Below are 22286 nucleotides of genomic sequence, written 5' to 3'. Positions count from 1 at the left end.
TGAATGAATTTTGGGAACACTAAATTACCATATATGAAAACCGGATATTTAAAAAATCGACCAACGACATGATTAATCGACCAACGACAAAATGGAAAATGAGAAAGTTAGGGTTGGAAAAAAGAAAGATTTTCTTTGTAAGATCTACCAATAGGAAGTTTTATTTGATGGGTAAGTTCCACTTCATGAGCATTTTTACTTCTGATCAAATGACGGGGAACGGCATAGCTTTTATGAATTCTTATAAAAGAATCGAAGGTAGTTTTATGTAAAAGGTTTCCAAGAGAATCAAGAATACAGTGTTTTTTTTCTGGAGTAATAATTCTCGTGTAATCCTTTAGAGCTTCGAGATAAAGAATGTCTGTAATTTTTATCAGAAAAATATTGGAGCCTTCTTTTATTTTAATGCTGTTTTCACCCACCAAAGCATCGAAACAGTCACATTTTTCTTTCATTTTAAGAAAATCAAACAGTTTCTGTATTGAATAATGAAAGCGCTCTGTTTTTAGAGGTTTTGAGATAAAATCTAAGGTGTCCAGTTCAAAAGCATCAATAGCAAATTCCAGATGCAAACTGGTGAAAATGCAGGCAGGTATTTTATGAGCTATTTTCCTGAATTCTAGTCCGTTCATTCCCTTGAGGTCGGCTTCGATGATGAGAAGATCGATTGGATGCTCAAGATAAGGAATTGCCTTTTTCGCAGAATTAAAAGAGGCTACAATTTCAATATTTTCATATTGTTTCAGATGATGAAACAGAAACAGCCTGTCCAGTTCATTATCATCAATAATCATACATTTAATATTGGCAATCATGATACTTGGTATTAGTTTTATATGATTTTAAATTCTATGTATACAACTTAAAATCATAGGATAAAGTTAGTAATTTTCTATAAATCAATAGTATTGTAGTTTTAAATTAATGTAAAGAATGGAGACGCAAAGATTCATTTTGTTTTTTTTCTTAAAAAATGGTAACTTGTAAATCTCATAAACATAGATAGAACTTAATGCTAGAAAAGAAAGAACATAATTACGAAAAAGCGGTTTTGGTAGGGGTTGTTACTCAGCATCAGGATGAAGAAAAACTACAGGAATATATGGATGAGCTGGAGTTTTTGGCCTATACAGCTGGAGGTACAGTCGACAGACGCTTTACTCAAAAATTAACACAGCCGGATTCCAAAACTTTCATTGGAAGCGGAAAGGCTTTGGAAATAAAAGAATATGTAAAAGAAAATGGAATAGGAACCGTAATTTTTGATGACGAACTATCTCCTTCACAGCTGAAAAACCTGGAAAGAGAAATCGAAGTGAAAATTCTTGACAGAACGAATCTTATTCTCGATATTTTTGCTCAAAGAGCTCAAACTTCTTATGCAAGAACTCAGGTGGAATTAGCTCAATACCAATATCTTTTGCCTCGATTGACAAGAATGTGGACTCACTTGGAGCGTCAGAAAGGGGGAATTGGGATGAGAGGTCCCGGTGAAACGGAAATTGAAACCGATAGACGTATTATTCGTGACCGAATCTCATTGTTAAAAGATAAGCTGAAGACCATAGATAAGCAAATGGCAACGCAGCGAAATAATCGCGGAAAAGTAGTGCGTGCAGCTTTGGTAGGATATACCAACGTTGGTAAGTCTACTTTGATGAATGCTTTGTCTAAATCTGAGGTTTTTGCAGAAAATAAACTATTTGCAACCCTTGATACCACTGTAAGAAAAGTGGTAATTGGAAATTTGCCGTTTTTATTAACAGATACGGTAGGTTTTATCAGAAAATTACCGACACAGCTTGTAGAGTCGTTCAAGTCTACCTTGGATGAGGTGAGAGAAGCAGATTTGTTGATTCATGTAGTGGATATTTCTCATGAAAGCTTTGAAGATCATATAGAATCTGTGAATCAGACATTAATGGAAATCAATGCTCATCAAAAGCCGATGATCATGGTATTCAATAAAATTGATGATTTCAGCTATGAGAAAAAAGATGAGGATGATCTGACTCCGTCAACCAAGAAGAATATCTCTTTGGATGAATGGAAAAACACTTGGATGGCAAAATCAAAATATCCAACGGTTTTTATTTCGGCATTAACGAAAGAAAATTTCCCGGAAATGAAAAAGATGATCTACGATGAGGTGATGAAAATTCATATCTCGAGATTCCCTTACAATGATTTCCTCTTTGAGTATTTTGATAATGATGAAGAAGAAAATAGTAATTAATGAAATATATTTTTCTCCTTTTTAGTTTCATATTTTCAATTTCGGCTACCGGTCAGAAATTGAAGATTGATTTTAAGAGCATTGAGAAAAATTTGAAAGATTCCAAATCGCCTTACAATTACGAAAAACTGATTTTCAAGTTCAAAGGACTGCCAAAATCTTTAGATACAATAGAAGCGCAACATCTTTACTATGGAAGAAATTTCGAAGATGTTGTCTCTCCTGAAAATGAAGATTTTAAAAACCTGACAGAAGCTTTCAAAAGCAAAGACTGGGAAAACAGTATTAAATATGGGAAAATCCTTTATTACAAAGATCCTACGAATTTGGATGTACTCCTGATTTTACTTCGCTCTTATGATACAATACAGGATGTGAACAATTTCGTGTATCATTTGAGCCAGTTTAGGGTATTAGCAGACGCGATAAGAAGTTCAGGAGACGGAAAAACAGAAAAGACTGCTTATAATGTCAATTCTGTTGGTGATGAGTATATTCTGTTGAACATGCTGAATATTGGACTAGATTACACACGAAGTTCAAAAGCTATGAAAGACGGAATGCTTGATATTTGGGAGAAAGAAGACAATAAAGTATACATCAAAGTCCTGTATTTGGACTACTAACTAAAAAATCTATAAAAAACAGCTTAGTGGAGTTATATTATTCATTTTCAGCTTTAATCGTTTTAGCATCAATATTTGCATACCTAAATTACAGGTTTCTTAAACTCCCAAGTACGATTGGGATCATGGTAATTGCCATTGTCGTGTCGATTATATTAGTTCTTTTCGGAGAGAATTTTCTTCCTAGAACTTTTGGACATCTTAATAACCTGATGAACAGTATTGACTTCACAGAAGTTCTGATGGGGGCAATGCTTAACTTCCTTCTTTTTGCAGGGGGAATTCATATCAATATCAATGATTTAAAAGAACAATTGCGTCCCGTTGTGATATTTTCTACGGCAGGAGTGGTAATTTCAACATTTATCGTCGGTTTCGGAATGTTTTATCTGTTGCCTTTGGTCGGATTACAGATGCCATTCATCTACTGTTTGGTTTTTGGAGCTTTGATTTCTCCTACCGATCCTGTGGCAGTTTTAAGTGTTTTAAAACAGGCAAATGTTTCCAAGTCATTAGAAACTAAAGTGGCGGGAGAATCTCTTTTTAACGATGGTATGGCGGTTGTTGTTTTTACCGTTGTATTGCAATTAGCAGTCGGAAAAGAAGTCGATTTAGGGATTGAAAATATTGGACTTTTATTGATGAAAGAAGCAGGAGGTGGATTGTTGTTAGGAGTTTTATTAGGTTGGGTGACTTCCAGATTAATGAGAGAGGTCGATGACTATATTATCTCTGTTTTGGTAACACTTTCTGTGGTAATGGGTGGTTATCTTATTGCAAGACAAATGCATATTTCAGGACCTTTAACGATGGTTGCAGCAGGATTATTTATGGGGAATTTTAATGTAAGATTTAAAATGAAATCCGTAACACAAGATTATTTGATCAAGTTTTGGGAGCTTATCGATGAAATTCTGAATGCCGTATTGTTCTTATTTATCGGTTTTGAGCTTTTAATGATCAAAGATCTGAAACATTTTATGATTCCTGGATTGGTTGCTATTGTAGTGGTTTTGATTGCTAGATTCATTTCCATTTGGGGACCTACAAAATTCATGTCTTTGAGAACCCGATTCAATCCGCAAACGGTAAAGGTATTGGTTTGGGGAGGAATTCGTGGAGGAGTTTCCATTGCGTTGGCGATGTCTATTCCTAAAAGTGAATACAGCGAAATTATTTTAAGTATAACTTATTGTGTGGTGGTTTTTTCTATTATTGTTCAGGGACTTACTATTGCAAAAGTGGCGAATCCGAAAAAGATAGAGTCTGAAGAAAAAGAGCAGGAAAGTATTGCTTTAGATGAATCTCATTAATGCATTGCAAATAAGTACGTAATATGGTCAAAGAAATTCAAGAAGCTCTTGCGGTCTTATCCATTCCTGAAAAAGCAGAATTCTTTCCAAAGTTCTTCAAAACCGGGAAAGGAGAATATGGTGAAGGAGATCTGTTTTTAGGCGTAACGGTTCCGGATCAGAGATCGGTAGCAAAAGAATATTATGCTAAGATTTCACTAGAAGATTTAAGTACATTACTTTCATCAAAATATCACGAACATAGACTGACGGCTTTGTTTATGTTGATTTCTAAATTTGAAAAAACAAAAGATAAAGCGGTAAAAGATGAGATCATTGATTTTTATTTAAGCCATTTGAAATATGTCAATAATTGGGATCTTGTAGATTCAAGCTGTTATAAAATTCTCGGCAGATATGCGTTTGAAAATCAGCGAGAAGAATTGTTGAGAAAGCTTGCGGCTTCCGAAGAAATGTGGCATAAAAGAATTGCCGTTGTAGGAACGATGCATTACGTGAAAAAAGGATTTTATGAGCTTACAAAAGAATTTGTAACTCAGAATTTAAAGTATTCTCATGATCTGATGCATAAAGCAAACGGATGGCTGTTGAGAGAAATGGGAAATAAAAATGAACAGGAATTGCTCAATTATCTGAATCAATATTATAAAGAAATGCCTAGAACCTGTCTTCGATACGCGATTGAAAAACTCGATGAAGACTTGAGACAAGACTATTTAAAAGGCAGAATCTGATGGATTGTTTCTTTTGGAAAACGGTAACTCATTACTTTTTACACCTGATTTTTCCGGGGATTATCGCCTTTGTTTTCTACCGTAAAGACTGGAAAAAAGTATATCTGATTCTTTTGGCTACCATGTTGGTAGACTTGGATCATTTATTTGCAGATCCTATTTTCGATCCGAACCGGGGAAGTATAGGATTTCACTTTTTGCATTCCTATTACGCGATTGCAGTGTATTTTCTGATGCTATTTTTTAAAGGAAATATAAGAATCATAGGTATTGGTCTTTTACTTCATATGCTGACCGATTTTCAGGATTTTAACCTTTGGTGTCATTAAAACAACATTAAAATTTATTGAAGTATTTCAAATTCTGCAGTTTTTTTGTATTTTGTAGACACTTATGAAACTAAAAGAATTACTACATTATACTTATGTTCTTCCGATTCTTGCGGTTGGGTATTACTTTTCCGGATTGTTGGGACATGGGATGTTGTATGATATCATTGGAGGGGTTTTGCTTATCGGAAGTGTTCTTTCTGCAGTGCATCATGCGGAAGTGGTTGCACACAAAGTAGGAGAGCCTTTCGGAACCATTATTTTAGCGCTTTGTATCACGATTATTGAAGTGGCTTTAATTATTTCGTTAATGGTTGCGGGAGGAGATCAGGCTATTACTTTAGCGAGAGATACGGTTTTTGCGGCGGTAATGCTTATTCTGAATGGTATTTTGGGGATTTGTATTCTGGTAGGAGGAGTGAAATACTATGAGCAGTTTTTTGCCAGAACTTCTGCTACCACCTATCTTGTAAGTATCGTTTCCATTCTTGTGCTCACTTTGGTGCTTCCTAATTTTACCTCAAGTGTGAATGGTCCGTTTTATAATGAGGCTCAGTTGGCTTTTGTTTCGGTTGCGTGTCTTGTGATTTATGGGGTCTTTTTAATGGTACAGACGGTACGACACAGAAGTTATTTCATTATTCCTGAAGAGCATCCTGCAGAGCTTTATATTCCTTCGTTAGCTAAAACCTTAGCCAGTTTTGTATTTCTTGTGATTTGTTTGGCGATCGTTGTGATGATGGCAAAAGGATTGTCTACTTCCATTGAAAATATGGTACAAAGTTTAGGAGCACCAAAATCCTTAGTCGGAGTTATCATTGCTGCAGTTGTTTTACTTCCCGAAGGAGTTGCGGCGATTCGAGCGGCAAAAAGCAATCAGATTCAGTCGAGTTTGAATTTGGCTCTGGGATCTGCATTAGCAAGTATAGGATTGACCATTCCGGCGGTTTCAACAGTTTGTATCATGTACAATATTCCGTTGGTGTTAGGACTGGATAAAAAAGACATTATCTTGCTTTCCTTGTCAGTCTTTATTGTGATGCTTTCATTAAGCAGAGGAAAAACCAATATTCTTTACGGAACGGTTTTATTGGTCAATCTTGCTGCTTATATCTTTACGGTAATTGTTCCTTAATGTTATGGTTAAAGCCTTCTGGCGATTTCCATTTTGAAAGCCATCAATTTTGCGATATTTTGAGCTTTGTAAATCGCTAAATCAGCATTTTCTCCCGCAAAGTTTTCTTCTATAGTTTGTGTCCAGAGTTCAAGCCAGCGTTCAAAATGCTCCTGTTCCATGGCTTTGATTTCATTAACAGGGAAGTGGGCTCCCATCGGATTTCCTTTATAAGTCATTTGTCCGAAAAGAATGGATTCCCAGAATGAGTACATTTTAGGAAGGTGTTGTTCCCAATCTACCTTTGCGATGTCTGTGAAAAACGATGCAATCTTCTCATCTTTAATCACTTTAGTGTAAAATGAGTTGACAAGCTGTTCAATGTCTTCGCGGGTTTCCAATTTTTTCATAATTCAAATTTAGTTCAAAATCAATTCATAAATTCATTCGGACAGTTGATAAATTTCATGAAAACAATATTTTATCTTTGCAGAATGTGAGAGGTGAAACTTTTAATGAAGTTGTCGCCAAACAAAATTAAATTAAAAAAATGGCAAGAGGGTTCAGACAAAAAATTCGCCAGAAAAATACGGAGAACAGCGGCTTTGGAAACAATGCTTCCGGAAGGTTTATCAACAAAGACGGTTTTCCCAACGTCAAAAGGAAAGGCGTGAATGTTTTTAACAAATTGAGTTGGTATCATACCATGCTGAATTTGTCATCATTCCGTTTCCTGTCTTATTTGGTAATTGCCTATATCGTTGTAAATCTATGTTTTGCCTTTATATATTATCTGATTGGAGTAGAGCATCTTACAGGAATTGATAAAAGTGATCCGCTGAATGAGTTTATTGATGTCTTTTTCTTCAGTTCTCAGACTTTTACGACGGTTGGATACGGAAGAATTGCGCCGGTTGGTTTTATGGCGAGTTTGGTAGCTACTTTTGAGGCATTTTTAGGATTGCTTACCTTTGCGATTGCAACAGGTTTATTTTACGGAAGATTTTCCAGACCGAGAGCTTATTTAAGGTTCTCAGATGATGTTGTTATTGCTCCTTTTCAGGATGTAACAGCTTTAATGTTTAGGCTGGCTCCTTATAAAAATAATGCGTTGACGGATGCTGATGTAATTGTTTCAACAGCAATTGAAGTGATAGAAAATGGCGTTCCGAAAAGTAATTTTTACCGACTGGAGATCCAGATGAGCAAGATCAATACATTGGCGTTGAACTGGACGGTTGTTCATAAAATCGATGAAAATTCGCCATTTTATGGCTTTACAGAAGAAGATTTTAAAAATACGGATATTGAAATTATTGTTCAGGTGAGAGCATTCGACGAAGTGTTTTCCAATACGGTGGTTCAGAGGACCTCTTATGTTTCGGATGAAATTGTTTTTGGAGCTAAATTTGTTCCAATGTATTCCCCGAGCAAAGACAACCAGTCAACTATTCTTGATCTCGATAAAATAAACGAATATCAAAAAACAGAACTTCCTGCAACATTGGAAGTACAGCAATAATGAATTTAGACTTTTATAAAAAGCAGGCTATACAAAAGCAGAAAGAGCATAAGAAATTTCTAGACGGATTAAAGAAAAAACCGCCTAAAAATCTCGATTATATAGTTCAGGATACCCATGATGAAGTTTTTGAAAAAATAGACTGTTTACAATGTGCAAACTGTTGCAAAACAACAGGGCCATTGTATACGGAAAAGGATATTGAACGAATAGCCAAGCATCTTCGAATGAAAACGGCTGATTTTGAAGCTAAATTTCTGCGAATAGATGAAGATAATGACAAAGTGCTGCAAAATCTTCCTTGCTTTTTTCTGAATGATGATAACACATGTTCGATCTATGAAGTGCGCCCAAAAGCGTGCAGAGAATACCCACATACAGATCGAAAAAAGATTTACCAGATCAATAATCTGATGCTGAAAAATACAATTATTTGTCCTGCTGCCTATGAATTTGTAGAAAGCATGATGAAAAATATAAAGCAATAAATAAAAAAGCGTTGAAAATATTTCAACGCTTTCTCCTTTCACTTTTTACTTTTATCCCATTTATAATCCCGGGAACAGGCTATATCAAAAAAGGTCGGAAATTTTCCCAACCTTTATATTTTTTATACCACTCCTTGAGCTAACATTGCCTCTGCAACTTTCACGAAACCGGCGATATTTGCACCTTTTACGTAGTTTACATAGCCATCTTCCTCTTTTCCGTAGTCTCTACATGCTTTGTGGATTCCGATCATGATTTCTTTCAATCTTGCATCTACCTCCTCAGAAGTCCAGTTAAGACGGATTGAGTTTTGAGTCATTTCAAGACCTGAAGTTGCAACACCACCAGCGTTAGACGCCTTTCCTGGAGAGAACAATACTTTGTTGTCTAAGAAATAGTTGATTGCATCCAAAGTTGAAGGCATATTCGCCGCTTCAGTGACACAAACGCATCCGTTTCCTACCAATATTTTAGCATCTTCAAGATCCAATTCGTTTTGAGTAGCAGAAGGGATAGCAACATCACACTTCACTTCCCAAGGTCGTTTTCCAGCGTGGAATTCTGCAGATGGATATTTTTTAGCATAGTCTTCAGCTCTGTTGTTTCCTGAATTTCTTAGCTCTAATAAATAATCTACTTTTTCTCCGTCAATACCGTCTTTATCATAGATGTATCCGTCTGGTCCGGAAATAGTTACTACTTTTCCTCCTAGTTCAGATACTTTTTTGATAACTCCCCAAGCTACGTTTCCGAAACCTGAAACCGTTACTGTTTTATCTTTGAAATCCTGTCCGATTGTTTTAAGCATTTGCTCAGCGAAGTAAACCACTCCGTACCCTGTTGCTTCAGGACGGATTAATGAACCTCCGTAAGCAAGTCCTTTTCCTGTAAGTACTCCGGTAAACTCGTTTCTGATTTTTTTGTACTGTCCGAATAAATATCCGATTTCTCTAGCTCCAACACCGATATCTCCTGCAGGAACATCAGTTTCAGGACCAATGTGCTTGCACATTTCTGTCATGAAAGCCTGGCAAAAACGCATTACTTCCATATCAGATTTCCCTTGTGGATCGAAGTCTGAACCTCCTTTTCCTCCACCCATTGGTAGAGTGGTCAATGAGTTTTTAAATACCTGCTCGAAAGCTAAGAATTTAAGAACTGAAAGGTTTACAGTAGGGTGAAAACGGATTCCTCCTTTATATGGTCCGATTGCAGAGTTCATCTGAATTCTGAAACCTCTGTTTACTTGAATTTCACCTTTATCATCAACCCATGGAACTCTGAAAATGATTACTCTTTCAGCTTCAGCCATTCTCTCAAGCAACTTCATTCCTGTATATTCCTTCTTAGTCATAATAAACGGAATTACAGTTACTGCAACTTCTTTTACAGCTTGTAAAAATTCTGGTTCATTAGGGTTTTTTGCCTCAATCTTAGCAATAAACTCTTGGATTTTCTGGTCAATATTATATTGTTCCATATATTAAGGTTGAATATTATTGCCAACAAATTTAATTTTTTTTTCAAGATTCACAATACCTTGTTTGAAGATTGTTAAAAATTTAATAATAATGTGTCGAAATATTATTAAAATGATAATTTATGTTCAAATTTTATTAAAAATTAAATGTTATGTCTGAAATAATGCAATATTAAGAAATCATTAAATCTTAAATAGATACAAATTGTCTCCCGGAAAGTGATTTTACCTTCCCTAAAAGTTCTAACTCCAAAATTGTTGTCAAAATTTTATGGGTAGGCAGAGCTATTTTTTCTGCTAAATCATCTAAAGAAATTTGAGGGTGATTGATGATAAGATTGTATATTGATTCTTGATTTTCAGAAAGTTGTATTGCGGTCTCTGAGTGAGGAAATAATTCTTCTATTTTTTCTTTAGGGCTGTTAAAACCTATCTGATTAATCAAATCCTGAATGGTTGATATAGCAATCGCTTTATTCTGAAAAATGAGATGATTGCATCCCTGACTGAATTTATCTGTAATTTTTCCCGGAAGCGCAAAAACATCTCGGTTGTAATTGTTTGCAAAAGTTGCGGTACTTACAGATCCTCCTCCAAAAGCAGTTTCTACAACAATAGTGGAGTTAGATATTCCTGCAATAATGCGATTACGCTGGATAAAATTTTCTCTGTCTGGCTTCCTTGATGAATTAAATTCAGTAATCATAGCTCCGTCTTCCGATAAAATTTTTTCCGATAGATTTTTGTGACTGGATGGATATAGTGTATGAAAACCATGGGCAAGAACCGCTATGGTTGGGATTTTTTGCCTTATGGATTCTGCATGAACTTCTTTGTCGGTACCTAATGCTAATCCGCTTACAGATATGAATTTATGTTTTTTAGAATTTTCAAAAAAGGTCTCTATAAAGCTTTTTCCATATGATGTTATTTTACGGGTGCCTACAATACTTACAGGACATAAATTAGAATCAATTTTCCCTTTTTGATAAAGGATAGCAGGAGCATCTTCACATTCTTTTAATAAAAAAGGAAGCTGATCCAGGTGGCGAAGAAGGATTTGAATATTATTGTTTTCGCAAAAAATGATTTCTTTTTCAGCGAATTTGAGATGTTTTTTATCGCCAATGTCAGAGATTGTTTTTCGCCCGATTCCCGATATTTTTTGTAAGTCTTTTGATGGTGCTTTCCATACATTTTCCGCACTTCCGAAAGTCCGTACAAGTTTATGGAAAATAATGTCGCCTATATGAGAGCATTCTCTAAGGGCGATAGAAAAAAGATTTTCTTCCGTATACATTTGTGTGTTATTTTATTCAAATGTAAGGAATTATGCGCTATTTTTTTCTGATTTCTTCCAAATGTTCCCAGATATCGTCATTTTTTTTGTAAGGTAAATCTAGAAAATCTTCTGGATGATTCTCTTTATATTCTTGCCAGAGCTTATCGTCTTTTTCATTGTAATAATTAGGGAATTCCCAAATGTATTTCTTTTTTTTGTCACCTACCTGTTTGAAAGTATATGCAAGAATAACCCCTACAATAGCGCCGGAAAGATGGGCTTGCCAGGAGATTTTACTTGGCTCCGGAAGTTCATAGAATAATTCTTCCGGGACCATTCCCCAAACCAAACTACCGTAGTAAAGCACCACAAGAAGCGAAATGGTAAGCAATTTCACATTCCATTTAAATACCCCGCTGAAAAACAGGAAAAAAGCTAAGACATACACAACTCCACTGGCTCCGATTGTACAGGTATACATATAATCTCCCGTCAGAATATCAATAGGAGGTAATATCCAAAGGAGTAGCCCTGTAGAAATCCATCCCAAAAAGAAAACTTTATTGGCTACCAAAGGATAAAACTGGTATAATAAAAGCATTAGAATGGCAATAGGTATAGAGTTGCCTACAATATGTTCTAAATTACCGTGAAGGAGGGGAGAGGTTACAACTCCAACAAGGCCTTCCGGAAGAAGAGGAATGATGGCTCCTGTACAATTGGTAAAAAAGCCCATTGCCTGCAAAAGAAAACCCAGCCACATTGCTGAAAGCATAAGTAGAGGGGATATGATTGCTTTTTTGTGAATGATATTCTTGAACATACTAAATGACTGTCAAATAAAAAGCCAGTAATAAATTTCGGAAATTTTGTCGAAAAACGTTATTTATCTTTTTTTATTTTGACAAAACAGACCGGTTTTTTAATTTTATAAAAAATTTTGTCATTTATTTATTTGGAAATTCAATAAGTAGAAGAGGTGTGCTGAAGAAAAAGGTCTTTCTTTTGCTATTGTAATGCGGATAGAAATATTGTTTTTACTATGAGAAAAGTTTTATCGGGAATTTCTGTTTTAATTGGGGTATCAATTGCGGCGCAGGAAATAAAAGATGTAAAGGAGGAATTGCCAGTTGTAGATACTGTGAAAGTATGGTCTGTAAATGCACAGAATACACTGATGCTGAATCAGGCTGCGTTTTCAAACTGGGTAGGTGGAGGGGCCAATAATGTAGGTTGGCTAGCCGGAGCGAATTATAATATTACCTATGAAAAGGATAGAGTGCTGTGGGAGAATATTATTATTCTAGGATTTGGACAAAATAATACGAAGGGAATAGGGACAAGGAAAACCCAGGATGTGGTGAATATTTCTACCAATTTTGGGAAAGGATTCGCTGAACATTGGTATCTTTCAGGGGGAGCTAGCTTACAAACTCAGTTTGCGTCGGGTTATGAAGATGGAAATAATCCTGCAGCAGCTAAAATATCAAGTTTTATGGCTCCGGGATATATCAATTTAGGTGCCGGTATTACGTATAGACCAAGTGATAATCTTACCGTTACGCTTCGACCTACCAACGCGAGATGGACTTTGGTTTTAGATGAAGATCTTCAACGCGCAGGCACTTATGGATTGAAAAATGATGGTGATGCGTGTTTGTTCCAATTTGGTTTTCTAGGTTCTGCTGTATACAAATTAAAAATAATGGAAAATATTAACTTAGTAAGTACAGGTTCTGTCTTTTCCAATTATCTGGATCACCCGGAAAGGCTAGTTCTTTCTTACAACGGAGTGTTAAGTATGAAAATCAATAAATATGTTTCGGCGAATGTAACATTAGATTTATTGTATGATCATAATCAAATCCAAAAAACACAGCTAAAACAAACATTAGGGATTGGTTTTGCTTATAATCTTGAAAGAGGGAAAAAGCGTTCCGATAAAAAAGACAACCGCTCTTGGAAAAGTAATTAAAAGCTATATAAATAAAAAAACCTGTCATAAAGACAGGTTTATTATTTTTGCTTAATAAGGAATTCTTATTCTGCTGCAGTTTCTTCTGCTGCTGGAGCTGCTCCTTCTTCCGCTACAACTTCTTCTTCTTCATCTTCATCATCCATTGCTGCTGCACCACCTTTCATTGCATTTCTAGACATCTTAACAGCTACAACAACTGCATTGTCAGGGTGCATGAAAGAATATCCTTCAGGCTTAAGACCTCCTACATAGATTTTGTTACCGATTCTTAAAGGAGTAACATCTACAACTACCTCATCAGGTAAGTTTGCAGGGATCGCTTTTACTTTTAGTTTTCTGAAAGACTGACGTAAAACACCACCAGCTACAACACCTTTAGAACGTCCAGTAATTCTTACAGGAACTTCCATAATAACTGGCTTATCGTCAGCTAATTGATAAAAGTCTGCGTGAAGAATTTTGTCAGTGATTGGGTGGAACTGAATATCTTGAAGAACAGCAGGAATTACCTGTCCGTCAACTTCAATAGATACCGTGTGTGCTTCAGGAGTATAAACCAAACCTTTGAAAGCTTTCTCTTCTGCAGAGAAGTTCAATGGCTCACCACCTCCGTAAACAACACAAGGAACTAATTCAGCATCACGTAAAGCTTTTGTAGACTTTTTGCCCACGCTTTCTCTTTTTGTACCTTGAATTGTAATAGATTTCATTTATAAAAATTTAAAAAATTGTTTCTTTTTTTTATTTGCAAATGCTTGATTGTTAATTAAATAACAAATTTGCTGCTAATTGATTGGTGCTCGTGAACCATCTTCATAACGTCTGCAAATAATGGGGCGCAAGATAGCACTTTTATTTTAGATGACAAATTATTTTTCACAGGAATTGAGTCAGTTACAATAACTTCCAGCAATTTTGAGTTTTCAATATTGTCGTAAGCTTTTCCTGAAAGTACCCCGTGAGTTGCCATTGCTCTTACAGATTTTGCTCCTTTTTCAATAAGGATGTCGGCAGCTTTGCAAAGTGTTCCTGCTGTATCGATCATATCGTCGATAAGGATAACATTCTTACCTTCTACATCTCCGATAAGGAACATTTCTTCTACAACATTTGCTTTTTTTCTTTCTTTATAAGCAATTACTACTTCAGCACCTAAGTGTCCTGCGTAGTTTTTTGCTCTTTTTGCACCTCCCATATCAGGAGAAGCAATCGTAAGGTCTTCTAAATTCAAATCTCTGATATAGTCTACGAAAATAGTAGAAGCATATAAATGATCTACAGGAATTTCGAAGAATCCTTGAATCTGATCTGCGTGAAGATCCATTGTCATTACTCTCGTTGCACCTGCAGCTGTCAAAAGGTTTGCCACCAATTTTGCACCGATAGGAGCTCTTGGCTTGTCTTTTCTGTCTTGTCTTGCAAGCCCGAAATAAGGAAGTACTACTGTAATGCTCTTAGCAGAAGCTCTTTTCGCAGCATCAATCATTAAAAGAAGTTCTAAAAGATTGTCTGCTGGAGGGAATGTAGATCCAATTAAGAAAACCCTTCCTCCTCTTACAGATTCGTCCAAAACAGGTTCGAATTCTCCGTCGCTGAACTCCTGGAAGTTGATTTTTCCTAATTCCTGCCCATAATGTTGGGCAATTTTTTCTGCCAAGTCCTTGCTCGTCCTTGTACAAAATAGATAACTTAACTGATCGGCCATTTTTACTTTTTAAAGATTTTGCAAATTTAAAAAAAAAACCACAAGATTTACTCCTGTGGTTTCTAAGTTTTTATTTTACCAATTATTATGGGAATTTTACACCCGAATATTTGTTAGGATCTACCTGTGGAAGAGTAGATTTATATTTGGTATTAATCGCTTTGATAAATTCATTCGCAACAATTGCGTATCCTCTACCTGTAAGGTGAACTCCGTCTAATGAGAATGTTCCTCCTGTTACAAATTTTGCAGAATATTTTACACCATCCCAAGAAATTCCTGATTGGCCGTTTAGTTCTACCATTTTTTTGTTGGCGTCTACAAATGCCAATCCGTAAGAATCTGCCAATCCTTTAATTGCGGTATTGTATGCATCAACAGCTGTTTTCACAAATCCTGCTTCTGTTTTTGATAAAACATGCTGGTTTTGCAATGGATAAGAAATTCCATAAACATTTACCGGAGAAGGTGCTCCTGAAACAGTTGTTCCAATGATTGATCTTGTAGTAAGAAGGATATAATCATCTGCAGTTGTTTGTCTGGCTTGTCCAAAGATTTGCCCGAATGCAGCTGCATTTACAGGACCTAAAGAAGGTGTTAAAGCAGCTGTAAGCTGTGCAGATAAATCTGCAAGAGAAGTATCTTTAATTAAGACAGGATTTGAAGCCGTGCTGGAAAGTAAATTAATTCTGTCGCCTGCCCCAAAAGCCGTAAGCGCTTGCTTCAATGGACCGTATAAACTTGTGTTAAGTGTTGTAAGGTTTGAACCTAAAGCTGCTGGTGTCAAAGGGTTGTAAGGAACAGTTGTAAAGAAAGGGATTGAAGTGACATAAGGGATATTTGCAATAACTCCTTTTGTTGCTCCTCCTGCTTTTAATTTGTCTAAACCTGCTTTTATAGCGCCGGCAACAAGAGTTGGGCTGGAAATATCATTAGGCTTATAAGTAGTAGCATCTACGCTGGTTTGTACCGTTGCGGGAGTATAAGTTGTAACTCCACCAACAGTAGTTGAGTTTGTGCCTCCATTGGTTGCGTAACTTAAAACATCATTATTTCCGATCCAGTAAGAAAAGAACGTAGGTTTTTTTAATACGGCATCATCAACCACTGTAGAAGTTGTACTTGTTGAAAATCTTACATAATAAGGATTCGCAGTTCCTAATAAAATACCACCAGCATTTCCGTATCCGGCAGCAACCAAATGGTATGATTTTGCTCCTGGAACCCCAAAATTATTTAATGGTCCTGTTATTTTAGTTAATACATCCGTTGTAGGTGTTGCTGCAACATTGGCAATATCTGGAGAGCCATTTGTAAATGACTTAATATAAAGTTTTGTTGCTTGAATTGTGTTTCCTAACAATATTAAACCACCATTATTATCGGACATTAAAGGTTGTACGAAGTTTCCTCCACCGGCAAGTTTCATCTGACCCGCAATGATGTTAGGGTAAGATTCATTTTGTCCGTCGATATATAAAGCATTGTCTCTATATCCTGATGTTAATGAATTTCCGATAGAAACGTAGTTTGAAAAGTCGGCTTCCCCTCTGGTTACAACAACATCTTGTACGTCTGTATCAAAATCATCCTCACAACTTGTTGTAAAAAGAAGTGCGGAAATAGCGAATGTAGAAATTATAATTTTTTTCATAGTCTTTCAATTAAAAAGGGTTGTAAGATAAACCTAGACCTAAATAGAAGGCAGTTGCTTTTGCTTGTCCGTAGAATCCAAGAGTAGAATTATTTACGTCTCTTGCTTGTGGCATTGCATAACCTCCTGCAACGTCAACTCCAAATTGTTTTAATTTGAATCCAACTCCTCCTGTTACAACAAAAGTGTTGAATGAAGGTGTTTCCGGAATGAAATGATCGTCAGTATAAGGAGATTCATCATAGTATGCTCCCAAACGACCATAAATCATATTCGTGAAGGCGTACTGAGTTCCCAGTCTGAATGTTTTTGAGTTTCTGAAGTTTTTAGGAGAAACTGAAATTGTAGGATCTGCTTGGTTTCCGATTGGAGCTGTTGCGAAATCCAATGTTAGCTGGCTGTATCTTTCCCATCCGTGGTAGTTGAAATCTGCAGAAACTAACCATTTTGGAGTGATTTTATAAGTTAAACCTATTGTATACTCGTCTACTAAAGGTAATGTTGCAGTAAAGCCGTCTGTTCTTTTTGCAGCATCTAATCCTAGTAAAGGATAAATAGAAGCCGATGGGAAGTTAAAGGTTGCTGTTCCGTTTTTTGCTTTCATATCTACGGCAGAACGGTAAGCAATACTTACGTCTAATTTTGGATCAGGTCTGAAATAAAAACCGAATCCGAAACCATGACCGCTTGCTTTTTCATCTTTAATATTAATTTGGCCGCCAAATTGGGTAATAGCTTTATCCCAGTTTACTTGCCCTCTTGCGTAAATGTAACTTGCCCCAAAAGCCAACCAGTCGTTAAATTTATAAGAAACCATTGGTTGGAAATAGAAACTCTTTAGCTCAAGTTTTTGAACCATTTCTTTTCCTTCCCAGTCATTTGGCCATTCAATAGTACTACCAAAAGGAGTAGTGAAACTAAAACCAACGGATAGTTTTTCTATTGGTTTATAAGTGATCGCAGCATACAGAGGAGTTCCCATTGGGTTGTCCGTTTGTGTGCTTTGTAATGTATTCAAATTTTGAAAAGTCACTTTGTTGCTTGCTCCAAATGCTCCGGCAACGATACTTAGTTTCGAAGGAATGAAAGACATTCCTGCAGGATTGAAAAATGCAACACTTGCATCTTCAGCATGAGCACTCGTATGTGCCATTGCCAATTGTTTTATCCCTTGCAGAGAAACTCTAAAACCTCCTGCGTAGGATAGAACACCTGCCAATAAAGCGGTTGATACTAATATTTTTTTCATAGACTATTATTATATAACCCAAATATAAAATTATTTTAGTTATGCTTGTTAAAATTTCTTAATAATTTAAACAATATACTAAAAGAAAACTATGTTTAAAATAATATGTTTTGCTTAGTTGTATCTAACGTTTTGTTTATTAAGTTTTTGTGGGGTAATTTACTTTTTAATATAAATTAAGTTTAAAATTAAACAAATACTGATTTTAATATTTAGTATTTTTAGAATCGGATAAAAATAAAAATCTATAAATTTGCAAGAATAAATAATTGTTATATGAGTTGTGGATGTAAGACATCCGGCGATTCTTCGCATTCGTGTGGTCCTAAAAAGACAGCGAATGGTTGTGAAAATGTAAATACCTGTGGTAATAGTTATAAATTAAGTGTTTTCGATTGGTTATCTAATATACAAAATCCGGTATCTAATAGGTGTGATTTTGTTGAAGTTAGATTTAAAAATGATAGGAAATCGTTTTATAAAAATGTAAATAATATTCCTTTACATATAGGTAGCGTAGTAACAGTAGAATCTAGTCCCGGACACGATATAGGTGTGGTAAGTCTCACCGGAGAATTGGTTAAGATTCAGATGAAAAAGAAGAAAGCTTCTGATGAATCTGCTCTTAAAATATACAGACAGTCTAACCAAAAAGATATTGAGGTTTGGCAGGAAGTCAGAAAAAAAGAAGATAATGTAAAGATCGAAGCAAGAAAGATAGCTCAAAGACTGGGACTTGAAATGAAAGTTACCGATGTTGAATACCAGGGAGATGCTTCAAAAGTTACATTTTATTATACTGCAGACAACAGGGTCGATTTCAGACAGCTGATAAAAGAGTATGCAGGTGCTTTCAGAACGAAGATCGACATGAAGCAGATCGGTTTCAGACAGGAAGCTGCAAAAGTGGGCGGAATAGGATCTTGTGGAAGAGAGCTTTGTTGTTCTACTTGGCTTACTGATTTTAGATCGGTAAATACAAATGTTGCCAGATATCAGCAACTTAGCATCAATCCTCAGAAATTAGCAGGACAATGTGGTAAACTAAAATGCTGTCTAAACTATGAACTAGACAGTTATCTGGATGCATTAAGTAATTTCCCGTCTTCATCTACGACGTTAGATACGGAGAAAGGAAGAGCATTTTGTATTAAAATCGATGTTTTCAAAAAGAAAATGTGGTTTGCCTACGTTGAAAACTCTATGGCTTGGTATGATTTCGATATCGACTTGGTAAAGAAATTAATCTCTAAAAATAAAAGAGGCGAAAAAACATTGCCACTCGAAGATCTTAAAGAACCTGAAACTTCACTGAAAAGTATTGATTTGATTCAGGAAAATAATGTAGACCGTTTCGAGAAGAAAAATAGAGGAAACAACAATAGGTCTAAAAATCATAACAGATCTAATAATAATCAGAATAATCAGTCTCCTCAAGGTCAAAACCCAAATCAAAAAAGAAGCGGTAACAGACCTGAAAGACAAGATCGTCCTGAGAGAACGGAAAAATCTGAAAGACCTGAAAGACAACAGAAACCTAACGCAAATAACCAGCAAAGGTCTCAGAAGCTTCAACAAGCTCAACAGCCAAAAACTCAGTTGGAAAAAGTAGCGACGGTAAATTCTGATGGAGAAGAGAAAAAAGCAAACCCGAATAAGAAAAAATTCAAAAAGAAATTTCCTCCCAAAAAAGATAACAATGCGTAAAGTTTTAGGATTATTAACTTTTATCTTTCTATTGAGTTGTAAATCTTCAGGAGAAGATGTTATAATGAATTCTATTGATAATAAATGGGGTAAAAAGCAGGAGCAAAAATTTAATCTTGAAATTTCAGATCCGCAAAATCCTAAAAATATTATTTTTGTGGTAAGGAATAATAATGAATATCCTTACAGCAATATTAGATTTATTGTAAACTTTACCAATCTTCAAAATAAGAAAAAAGACGTTGATACGTTGAATTATGTACTGGCAAAACCAAACGGAGAATGGCTTGGTACAGGTTTTGGAGATACGAAGGAAACTTTTTTTCAATATAAACTGAACTATAAGTTTCCGGAAAAAGGGAAATATGAAATCGGAGTTAATCAGGCTATGAGAAATGATAATCTCCCTGGAGTAGAAGATATCGGAGTAAAAATAGAAACGGCTAAACCGTAACCATACATGGAAGAGAACAAACAAAATAACGGAAATAAGGGTAAAACATTTCCCCTTCCGCCTAAAAAAAAGAAAGACACCTCTTGGAAAAAGTGGGTGAAAGTAGTTTGGATAGGATTCATTGCTGTCGTTTTAGGAATTTCAGGACTTTTCTTTGCTGTATCTCAAGGTTTTTTGGGAGAAATGCCGGATGTAAAAGAACTTGAAAATCCTAATATTTATGTAGCATCAGAGATTATTTCTTCAGATGGAGTTGTTTTAGGAAAGTTTGAAAAAGAAAAAACACAACCTGTTTTTTATAAAGATCTTCCCCCGTATCTTGTGTATGCTTTACAGGCAAAAGAAGATGAGCGTTTTAAAGAGCACTCTGGGATTGATTTGAAATCTATTTTGAGAGCAGTAAGATATGGTGGTGACAGAGGTGGAGGTTCCACAATTACTCAGCAGCTGGCGAAGCTTTTATTTACAAAAGAACCTTCAAGAAATCCTGTATTAAGAGCTATTCAAAAGCTGAAAGAATGGGTCGTTGCGGTAAGTCTTGAGAAAAGATATACTAAAGAAGAAATTGTTACCTTATACTTCAATAAGTTTGACTTCCTTTATAACGCCAATGGGATAGAAATGGCATCAAGAGTTTATTTTAATAAAAAAACTTCTGAACTTACATTGCCGGAAGCGGCAGTTTTCGTTGCGATGCTTGAGGCTCCCAAGGCTAATAATCCAATGAGAAACCCGGAAAGAGCTAAAAGAAGGAGAGATGTTGTGCTTTCTCAAATGCTTGAGACGGGATATATTGATAAAGAAACTTATGATAAAGCAACAGAAACACCTGTAAAAGTTGACTTTAATCCTATAAAAAGTATTACAGAAGGGTATTCAGCATATTATAAGCATTATCTGAGAAAAGAAATTGATAAATATTTAGAGGACTACGAAAAGGAAACGGGTAAAAAACTGAATCTTTACAGAGATGGCCTAAAAATATATGTAACTCTTGATTCTAGAATGCAAAAGTATGCGGAAGAATCAATTAAGGAGCATTTAACAGATCTTCAAAAAAGATTTGATGCAGAGCAAAGAGGAAGAAAAGACAGACCTTTCTATTATCTTAATAGTACGCAGATTAATGATTTGATGGTTCAGGCAATGAAAAGAACCGGAAGATATAAACTGCTAAAAGCAGATGGTCGTTCCGATGAAGAAATTATTGCAGAGTTTAAAAAACCGATTAAAACTTCTCGTTTCACATGGGCTGGAGAAGAAGAAGTAGAAATGTCTCCATGGGATTCTATCAAATGGCATAAGCAAATTGCTCAGGCAGGATTAATGTCTGTAGTTCCGGGAACCGGAGAAATTAAAGCTTGGGTTGGTGGTATTGATTGGCAACATTTCCAGTATGACCACATTAAACAAGGAAAAAGACAGGTGGGATCTACCTTTAAGCCGTTCGTTTACGCAACAGCAATTATGAAGTTAGGATTAACGCCTTGTTCTACGATATCAAATGCGAGTTTCAATAAAGGAACTTATCATGTTCCGGGTAGAGGAGGTATGCTTACATTAAAAGATGCTTTAGCACATTCTCAAAACCCTGTTGCACTACGTTTGGCTGAAATGACCGGAACGCAAAGTGTAATACAAACGGCAAGAGACTTAGGAGTTACAGAAGAAATTTCAACGAGTTTACCAATGGCGTTAGGAGCTTCAGATATTACTATTTACGAAATGGTAGGAGCGTACAGTACTTTTGCTAATTACGGAAATTACAACAAGCCGGAAATGATTTGGAGAATAGAAGATGCAAACGGTAGAGTAATAAAAGAAGTAAATGTAGAGCCAAAAGAAGTGATGAATCCTCTGTATGCATACACAATGATTGAATTGATGAAAGGTGTTGCACAGTACGGAACGGCTTCAGGAGAGTTGGGAAGAAAAGGAATTTCGAAAGATGTGGAAATCGCTGGAAAAACAGGAACAACTCAAAATAACTCCGATGGTTGGTTTATGGGAATTACTCCAAGACTGGCAACAGGAGCCTGGGTAGGATGGGAAGACAGAGCGACTCACTTCCTTGGAACCGGAGAAGGACAGGGAGCTAAAATGGCTTTACCAATTTGGGCGATTTATATGAAAAAAGTATGGGCGGATAAAAGCCTAGGAGTTTCCCCTCAGGATAAGTTCATAAAACCTTCTGAATGGAAAGACGGATGTTCTAATCTGAAAGGTCTTGGAAGTGGATACGGAGATGATGGAGGATTGCAAACTATGGATGAAATTAAAAATCCAAAACCTGCGGATCCCTCCCCTAAAAAGAATCCTGAAAAGAAAGATGAGAATGTCAACGAAAATCTGAATAAAGGAGAAGAAGTTGATTTTAATAATAAATAGATAACTTTAATAGATATAGCCTTCCA

At 35.9% G+C, this 22286-nt stretch carries 21 protein-coding genes; 12 read left to right on the top strand and 9 right to left on the bottom strand.

The window, feature by feature from the left end:
- Positions 1-107: 107 nt before the first annotated feature.
- Positions 108-815 carry a LytR/AlgR family response regulator transcription factor gene (locus RM51_RS15055; protein WP_039371380.1) on the bottom strand — a complete coding sequence of 236 codons (708 nt, stop codon included), beginning with the start codon at positions 813-815 and terminating at the stop codon, positions 108-110.
- Between the two features lie 197 nt (positions 816-1012).
- Here RM51_RS15055 and hflX point away from each other — a divergent pair, with 197 nt between their 5' ends.
- The 6 genes from hflX to RM51_RS15025 all read left to right on the top strand — a co-directional run bounded on the left by hflX (position 1013) and on the right by RM51_RS15025 (position 6373).
- Positions 1013-2236, top strand: a complete 1224-nt coding sequence (gene hflX, locus RM51_RS15050; RefSeq protein WP_039371377.1) for a GTPase HflX — start codon at positions 1013-1015, stop codon at positions 2234-2236.
- The gene (locus RM51_RS15045; protein WP_039371373.1) at positions 2236-2862 is read left to right on the top strand and encodes a DUF4919 domain-containing protein; all 627 of its coding nucleotides are present in this window, start codon (positions 2236-2238) and stop codon (positions 2860-2862) included. Before hflX ends, RM51_RS15045 begins: the two co-directional genes overlap by 1 nt.
- A gap of 26 nt (positions 2863-2888) precedes the next feature.
- Complete coding sequence (locus RM51_RS15040) at positions 2889-4175, top strand: cation:proton antiporter (RefSeq protein ID WP_039371370.1); 1287 nt, start codon at positions 2889-2891, stop codon at positions 4173-4175.
- A 23-nt stretch (positions 4176-4198) separates the two neighbouring features.
- Complete coding sequence (locus tag RM51_RS15035; RefSeq protein WP_039371367.1) at positions 4199-4909, top strand: DNA alkylation repair protein; 711 nt, start codon at positions 4199-4201, stop codon at positions 4907-4909.
- Positions 4909-5238, top strand: coding sequence for a DUF6122 family protein (locus RM51_RS15030; protein WP_039371364.1), 330 nt, complete (start codon positions 4909-4911; stop codon positions 5236-5238). Before RM51_RS15035 ends, RM51_RS15030 begins: the two co-directional genes overlap by 1 nt.
- A gap of 64 nt (positions 5239-5302) precedes the next feature.
- The gene (locus tag RM51_RS15025; protein ID WP_039371361.1) at positions 5303-6373 is read left to right on the top strand and encodes a calcium:proton antiporter; all 1071 of its coding nucleotides are present in this window, start codon (positions 5303-5305) and stop codon (positions 6371-6373) included.
- Positions 6374-6381: 8 nt separating this feature from the next.
- On the opposite strand, the gene RM51_RS15020 is transcribed toward RM51_RS15025, so the two are convergent.
- Positions 6382-6762, bottom strand: coding sequence for a group III truncated hemoglobin (locus RM51_RS15020; protein ID WP_039371357.1), 381 nt, complete (start codon positions 6760-6762; stop codon positions 6382-6384).
- A gap of 140 nt (positions 6763-6902) precedes the next feature.
- Between RM51_RS15020 and RM51_RS15015 the strand changes: the two genes are divergently transcribed.
- Together RM51_RS15015 and RM51_RS15010 are read left to right on the top strand one after the other, a co-directional pair.
- Positions 6903-7874 carry an ion channel gene (locus RM51_RS15015; RefSeq protein WP_039371353.1) on the top strand — a complete coding sequence of 324 codons (972 nt, stop codon included), beginning with the start codon at positions 6903-6905 and terminating at the stop codon, positions 7872-7874.
- A complete protein-coding gene (locus tag RM51_RS15010; protein ID WP_039371350.1) occupies positions 7874-8362 on the top strand; it encodes a YkgJ family cysteine cluster protein in 489 nt (162 codons plus the stop codon). Before RM51_RS15015 ends, RM51_RS15010 begins: the two co-directional genes overlap by 1 nt.
- A 122-nt stretch (positions 8363-8484) precedes the next feature.
- Here RM51_RS15010 and gdhA read toward each other — a convergent pair whose 3' ends face one another.
- The 3 genes from gdhA to RM51_RS14995 all read right to left on the bottom strand — a co-directional run bounded on the left by gdhA (position 8485) and on the right by RM51_RS14995 (position 11948).
- Complete coding sequence (gene gdhA / locus RM51_RS15005; protein WP_039371347.1) at positions 8485-9843, bottom strand: NADP-specific glutamate dehydrogenase; 1359 nt, start codon at positions 9841-9843, stop codon at positions 8485-8487.
- A 190-nt stretch (positions 9844-10033) separates the two neighbouring features.
- Complete coding sequence (dprA, locus tag RM51_RS15000; protein ID WP_039371342.1) at positions 10034-11143, bottom strand: DNA-processing protein DprA; 1110 nt, start codon at positions 11141-11143, stop codon at positions 10034-10036.
- 37 nt (positions 11144-11180) lie between these two features.
- On the bottom strand, positions 11181-11948 hold the full coding sequence (locus RM51_RS14995; RefSeq protein WP_039371337.1) for a rhomboid family intramembrane serine protease: 768 nt from the start codon (positions 11946-11948) through the stop codon (positions 11181-11183).
- 219 nt (positions 11949-12167) lie between these two features.
- On the opposite strand from RM51_RS14995, the gene RM51_RS14990 reads away from it, so the two are divergent.
- Positions 12168-13100: a DUF3078 domain-containing protein gene (locus RM51_RS14990; RefSeq protein WP_039371333.1), complete on the top strand. Its 933-nt coding sequence runs from the start codon at positions 12168-12170 to the stop codon at positions 13098-13100.
- Positions 13101-13165: 65 nt separating this feature from the next.
- Here the strand turns inward: RM51_RS14990 and RM51_RS14985 are convergent, their stop codons facing one another.
- The 4 genes from RM51_RS14985 to RM51_RS14970 form a co-directional block, all read right to left on the bottom strand.
- The gene (locus RM51_RS14985; protein ID WP_039371330.1) at positions 13166-13813 is read right to left on the bottom strand and encodes a 50S ribosomal protein L25/general stress protein Ctc; all 648 of its coding nucleotides are present in this window, start codon (positions 13811-13813) and stop codon (positions 13166-13168) included.
- A gap of 56 nt (positions 13814-13869) precedes the next feature.
- Complete coding sequence (locus RM51_RS14980; protein ID WP_039371325.1) at positions 13870-14808, bottom strand: ribose-phosphate pyrophosphokinase; 939 nt, start codon at positions 14806-14808, stop codon at positions 13870-13872.
- Positions 14809-14893: 85 nt separating this feature from the next.
- On the bottom strand, positions 14894-16462 hold the full coding sequence (locus RM51_RS14975) for an SGNH/GDSL hydrolase family protein (RefSeq protein WP_039371321.1): 1569 nt from the start codon (positions 16460-16462) through the stop codon (positions 14894-14896).
- Between the two features lie 10 nt (positions 16463-16472).
- On the bottom strand, positions 16473-17711 hold the full coding sequence (locus RM51_RS14970) for an OmpP1/FadL family transporter (protein ID WP_039371319.1): 1239 nt from the start codon (positions 17709-17711) through the stop codon (positions 16473-16475).
- A gap of 276 nt (positions 17712-17987) precedes the next feature.
- On the opposite strand from RM51_RS14970, the gene RM51_RS14965 reads away from it, so the two are divergent.
- The 3 genes from RM51_RS14965 to RM51_RS14955 are packed head-to-tail and all read left to right on the top strand — an operon-like array spanning position 17988 to position 22260.
- The gene (locus RM51_RS14965) at positions 17988-19418 is read left to right on the top strand and encodes a PSP1 domain-containing protein (RefSeq protein WP_039371316.1); all 1431 of its coding nucleotides are present in this window, start codon (positions 17988-17990) and stop codon (positions 19416-19418) included.
- Positions 19411-19872 carry a gliding motility lipoprotein GldH gene (locus tag RM51_RS14960; protein WP_039371312.1) on the top strand — a complete coding sequence of 154 codons (462 nt, stop codon included), beginning with the start codon at positions 19411-19413 and terminating at the stop codon, positions 19870-19872. Before RM51_RS14965 ends, RM51_RS14960 begins: the two co-directional genes overlap by 8 nt.
- A 6-nt stretch (positions 19873-19878) precedes the next feature.
- The gene (locus tag RM51_RS14955; RefSeq protein ID WP_039371309.1) at positions 19879-22260 is read left to right on the top strand and encodes a penicillin-binding protein 1A; all 2382 of its coding nucleotides are present in this window, start codon (positions 19879-19881) and stop codon (positions 22258-22260) included.
- The last annotated feature ends 26 nt before the right edge of the window (positions 22261-22286 follow it).

It is taken from the genome of Chryseobacterium taiwanense (assembly GCF_000813825.1).
GTDB classification, from domain to species: domain Bacteria; phylum Bacteroidota; class Bacteroidia; order Flavobacteriales; family Weeksellaceae; genus Chryseobacterium; species Chryseobacterium taiwanense.
The sequence above is the reverse complement of the archived record's forward strand: the minus strand, read 5'-3'. Positions and strand labels throughout refer to the sequence as shown.

Coding starts and splice junctions, on each gene's coding strand:
- gdhA (WP_039371347.1), bottom strand. CDS start 9,843: ATGGAACAATATAATATTGACCAGAAAATCCAAGAGTTTATTGCTAAG.
- dprA (WP_039371342.1), bottom strand. CDS start 11,143: ATGTATACGGAAGAAAATCTTTTTTCTATCGCCCTTAGAGAATGCTCT.
- hflX (WP_039371377.1), top strand. CDS start 1,013: ATGCTAGAAAAGAAAGAACATAATTACGAAAAAGCGGTTTTGGTAGGG.
- RM51_RS14980 (WP_039371325.1), bottom strand. CDS start 14,808: ATGGCCGATCAGTTAAGTTATCTATTTTGTACAAGGACGAGCAAGGAC.
- RM51_RS15015 (WP_039371353.1), top strand. CDS start 6,903: ATGGCAAGAGGGTTCAGACAAAAAATTCGCCAGAAAAATACGGAGAAC.
- RM51_RS15055 (WP_039371380.1), bottom strand. CDS start 815: ATGATTGCCAATATTAAATGTATGATTATTGATGATAATGAACTGGAC.
- RM51_RS14990 (WP_039371333.1), top strand. CDS start 12,168: ATGAGAAAAGTTTTATCGGGAATTTCTGTTTTAATTGGGGTATCAATT.
- RM51_RS15020 (WP_039371357.1), bottom strand. CDS start 6,762: ATGAAAAAATTGGAAACCCGCGAAGACATTGAACAGCTTGTCAACTCA.
- RM51_RS15035 (WP_039371367.1), top strand. CDS start 4,199: ATGGTCAAAGAAATTCAAGAAGCTCTTGCGGTCTTATCCATTCCTGAA.
- RM51_RS14995 (WP_039371337.1), bottom strand. CDS start 11,948: ATGTTCAAGAATATCATTCACAAAAAAGCAATCATATCCCCTCTACTT.
- RM51_RS14975 (WP_039371321.1), bottom strand. CDS start 16,462: ATGAAAAAAATTATAATTTCTACATTCGCTATTTCCGCACTTCTTTTT.
- RM51_RS14960 (WP_039371312.1), top strand. CDS start 19,411: ATGCGTAAAGTTTTAGGATTATTAACTTTTATCTTTCTATTGAGTTGT.
- RM51_RS15030 (WP_039371364.1), top strand. CDS start 4,909: ATGGATTGTTTCTTTTGGAAAACGGTAACTCATTACTTTTTACACCTG.
- RM51_RS15010 (WP_039371350.1), top strand. CDS start 7,874: ATGAATTTAGACTTTTATAAAAAGCAGGCTATACAAAAGCAGAAAGAG.
- RM51_RS14965 (WP_039371316.1), top strand. CDS start 17,988: ATGAGTTGTGGATGTAAGACATCCGGCGATTCTTCGCATTCGTGTGGT.
- RM51_RS14970 (WP_039371319.1), bottom strand. CDS start 17,711: ATGAAAAAAATATTAGTATCAACCGCTTTATTGGCAGGTGTTCTATCC.
- RM51_RS14955 (WP_039371309.1), top strand. CDS start 19,879: ATGGAAGAGAACAAACAAAATAACGGAAATAAGGGTAAAACATTTCCC.
- RM51_RS15025 (WP_039371361.1), top strand. CDS start 5,303: ATGAAACTAAAAGAATTACTACATTATACTTATGTTCTTCCGATTCTT.
- RM51_RS14985 (WP_039371330.1), bottom strand. CDS start 13,813: ATGAAATCTATTACAATTCAAGGTACAAAAAGAGAAAGCGTGGGCAAA.
- RM51_RS15045 (WP_039371373.1), top strand. CDS start 2,236: ATGAAATATATTTTTCTCCTTTTTAGTTTCATATTTTCAATTTCGGCT.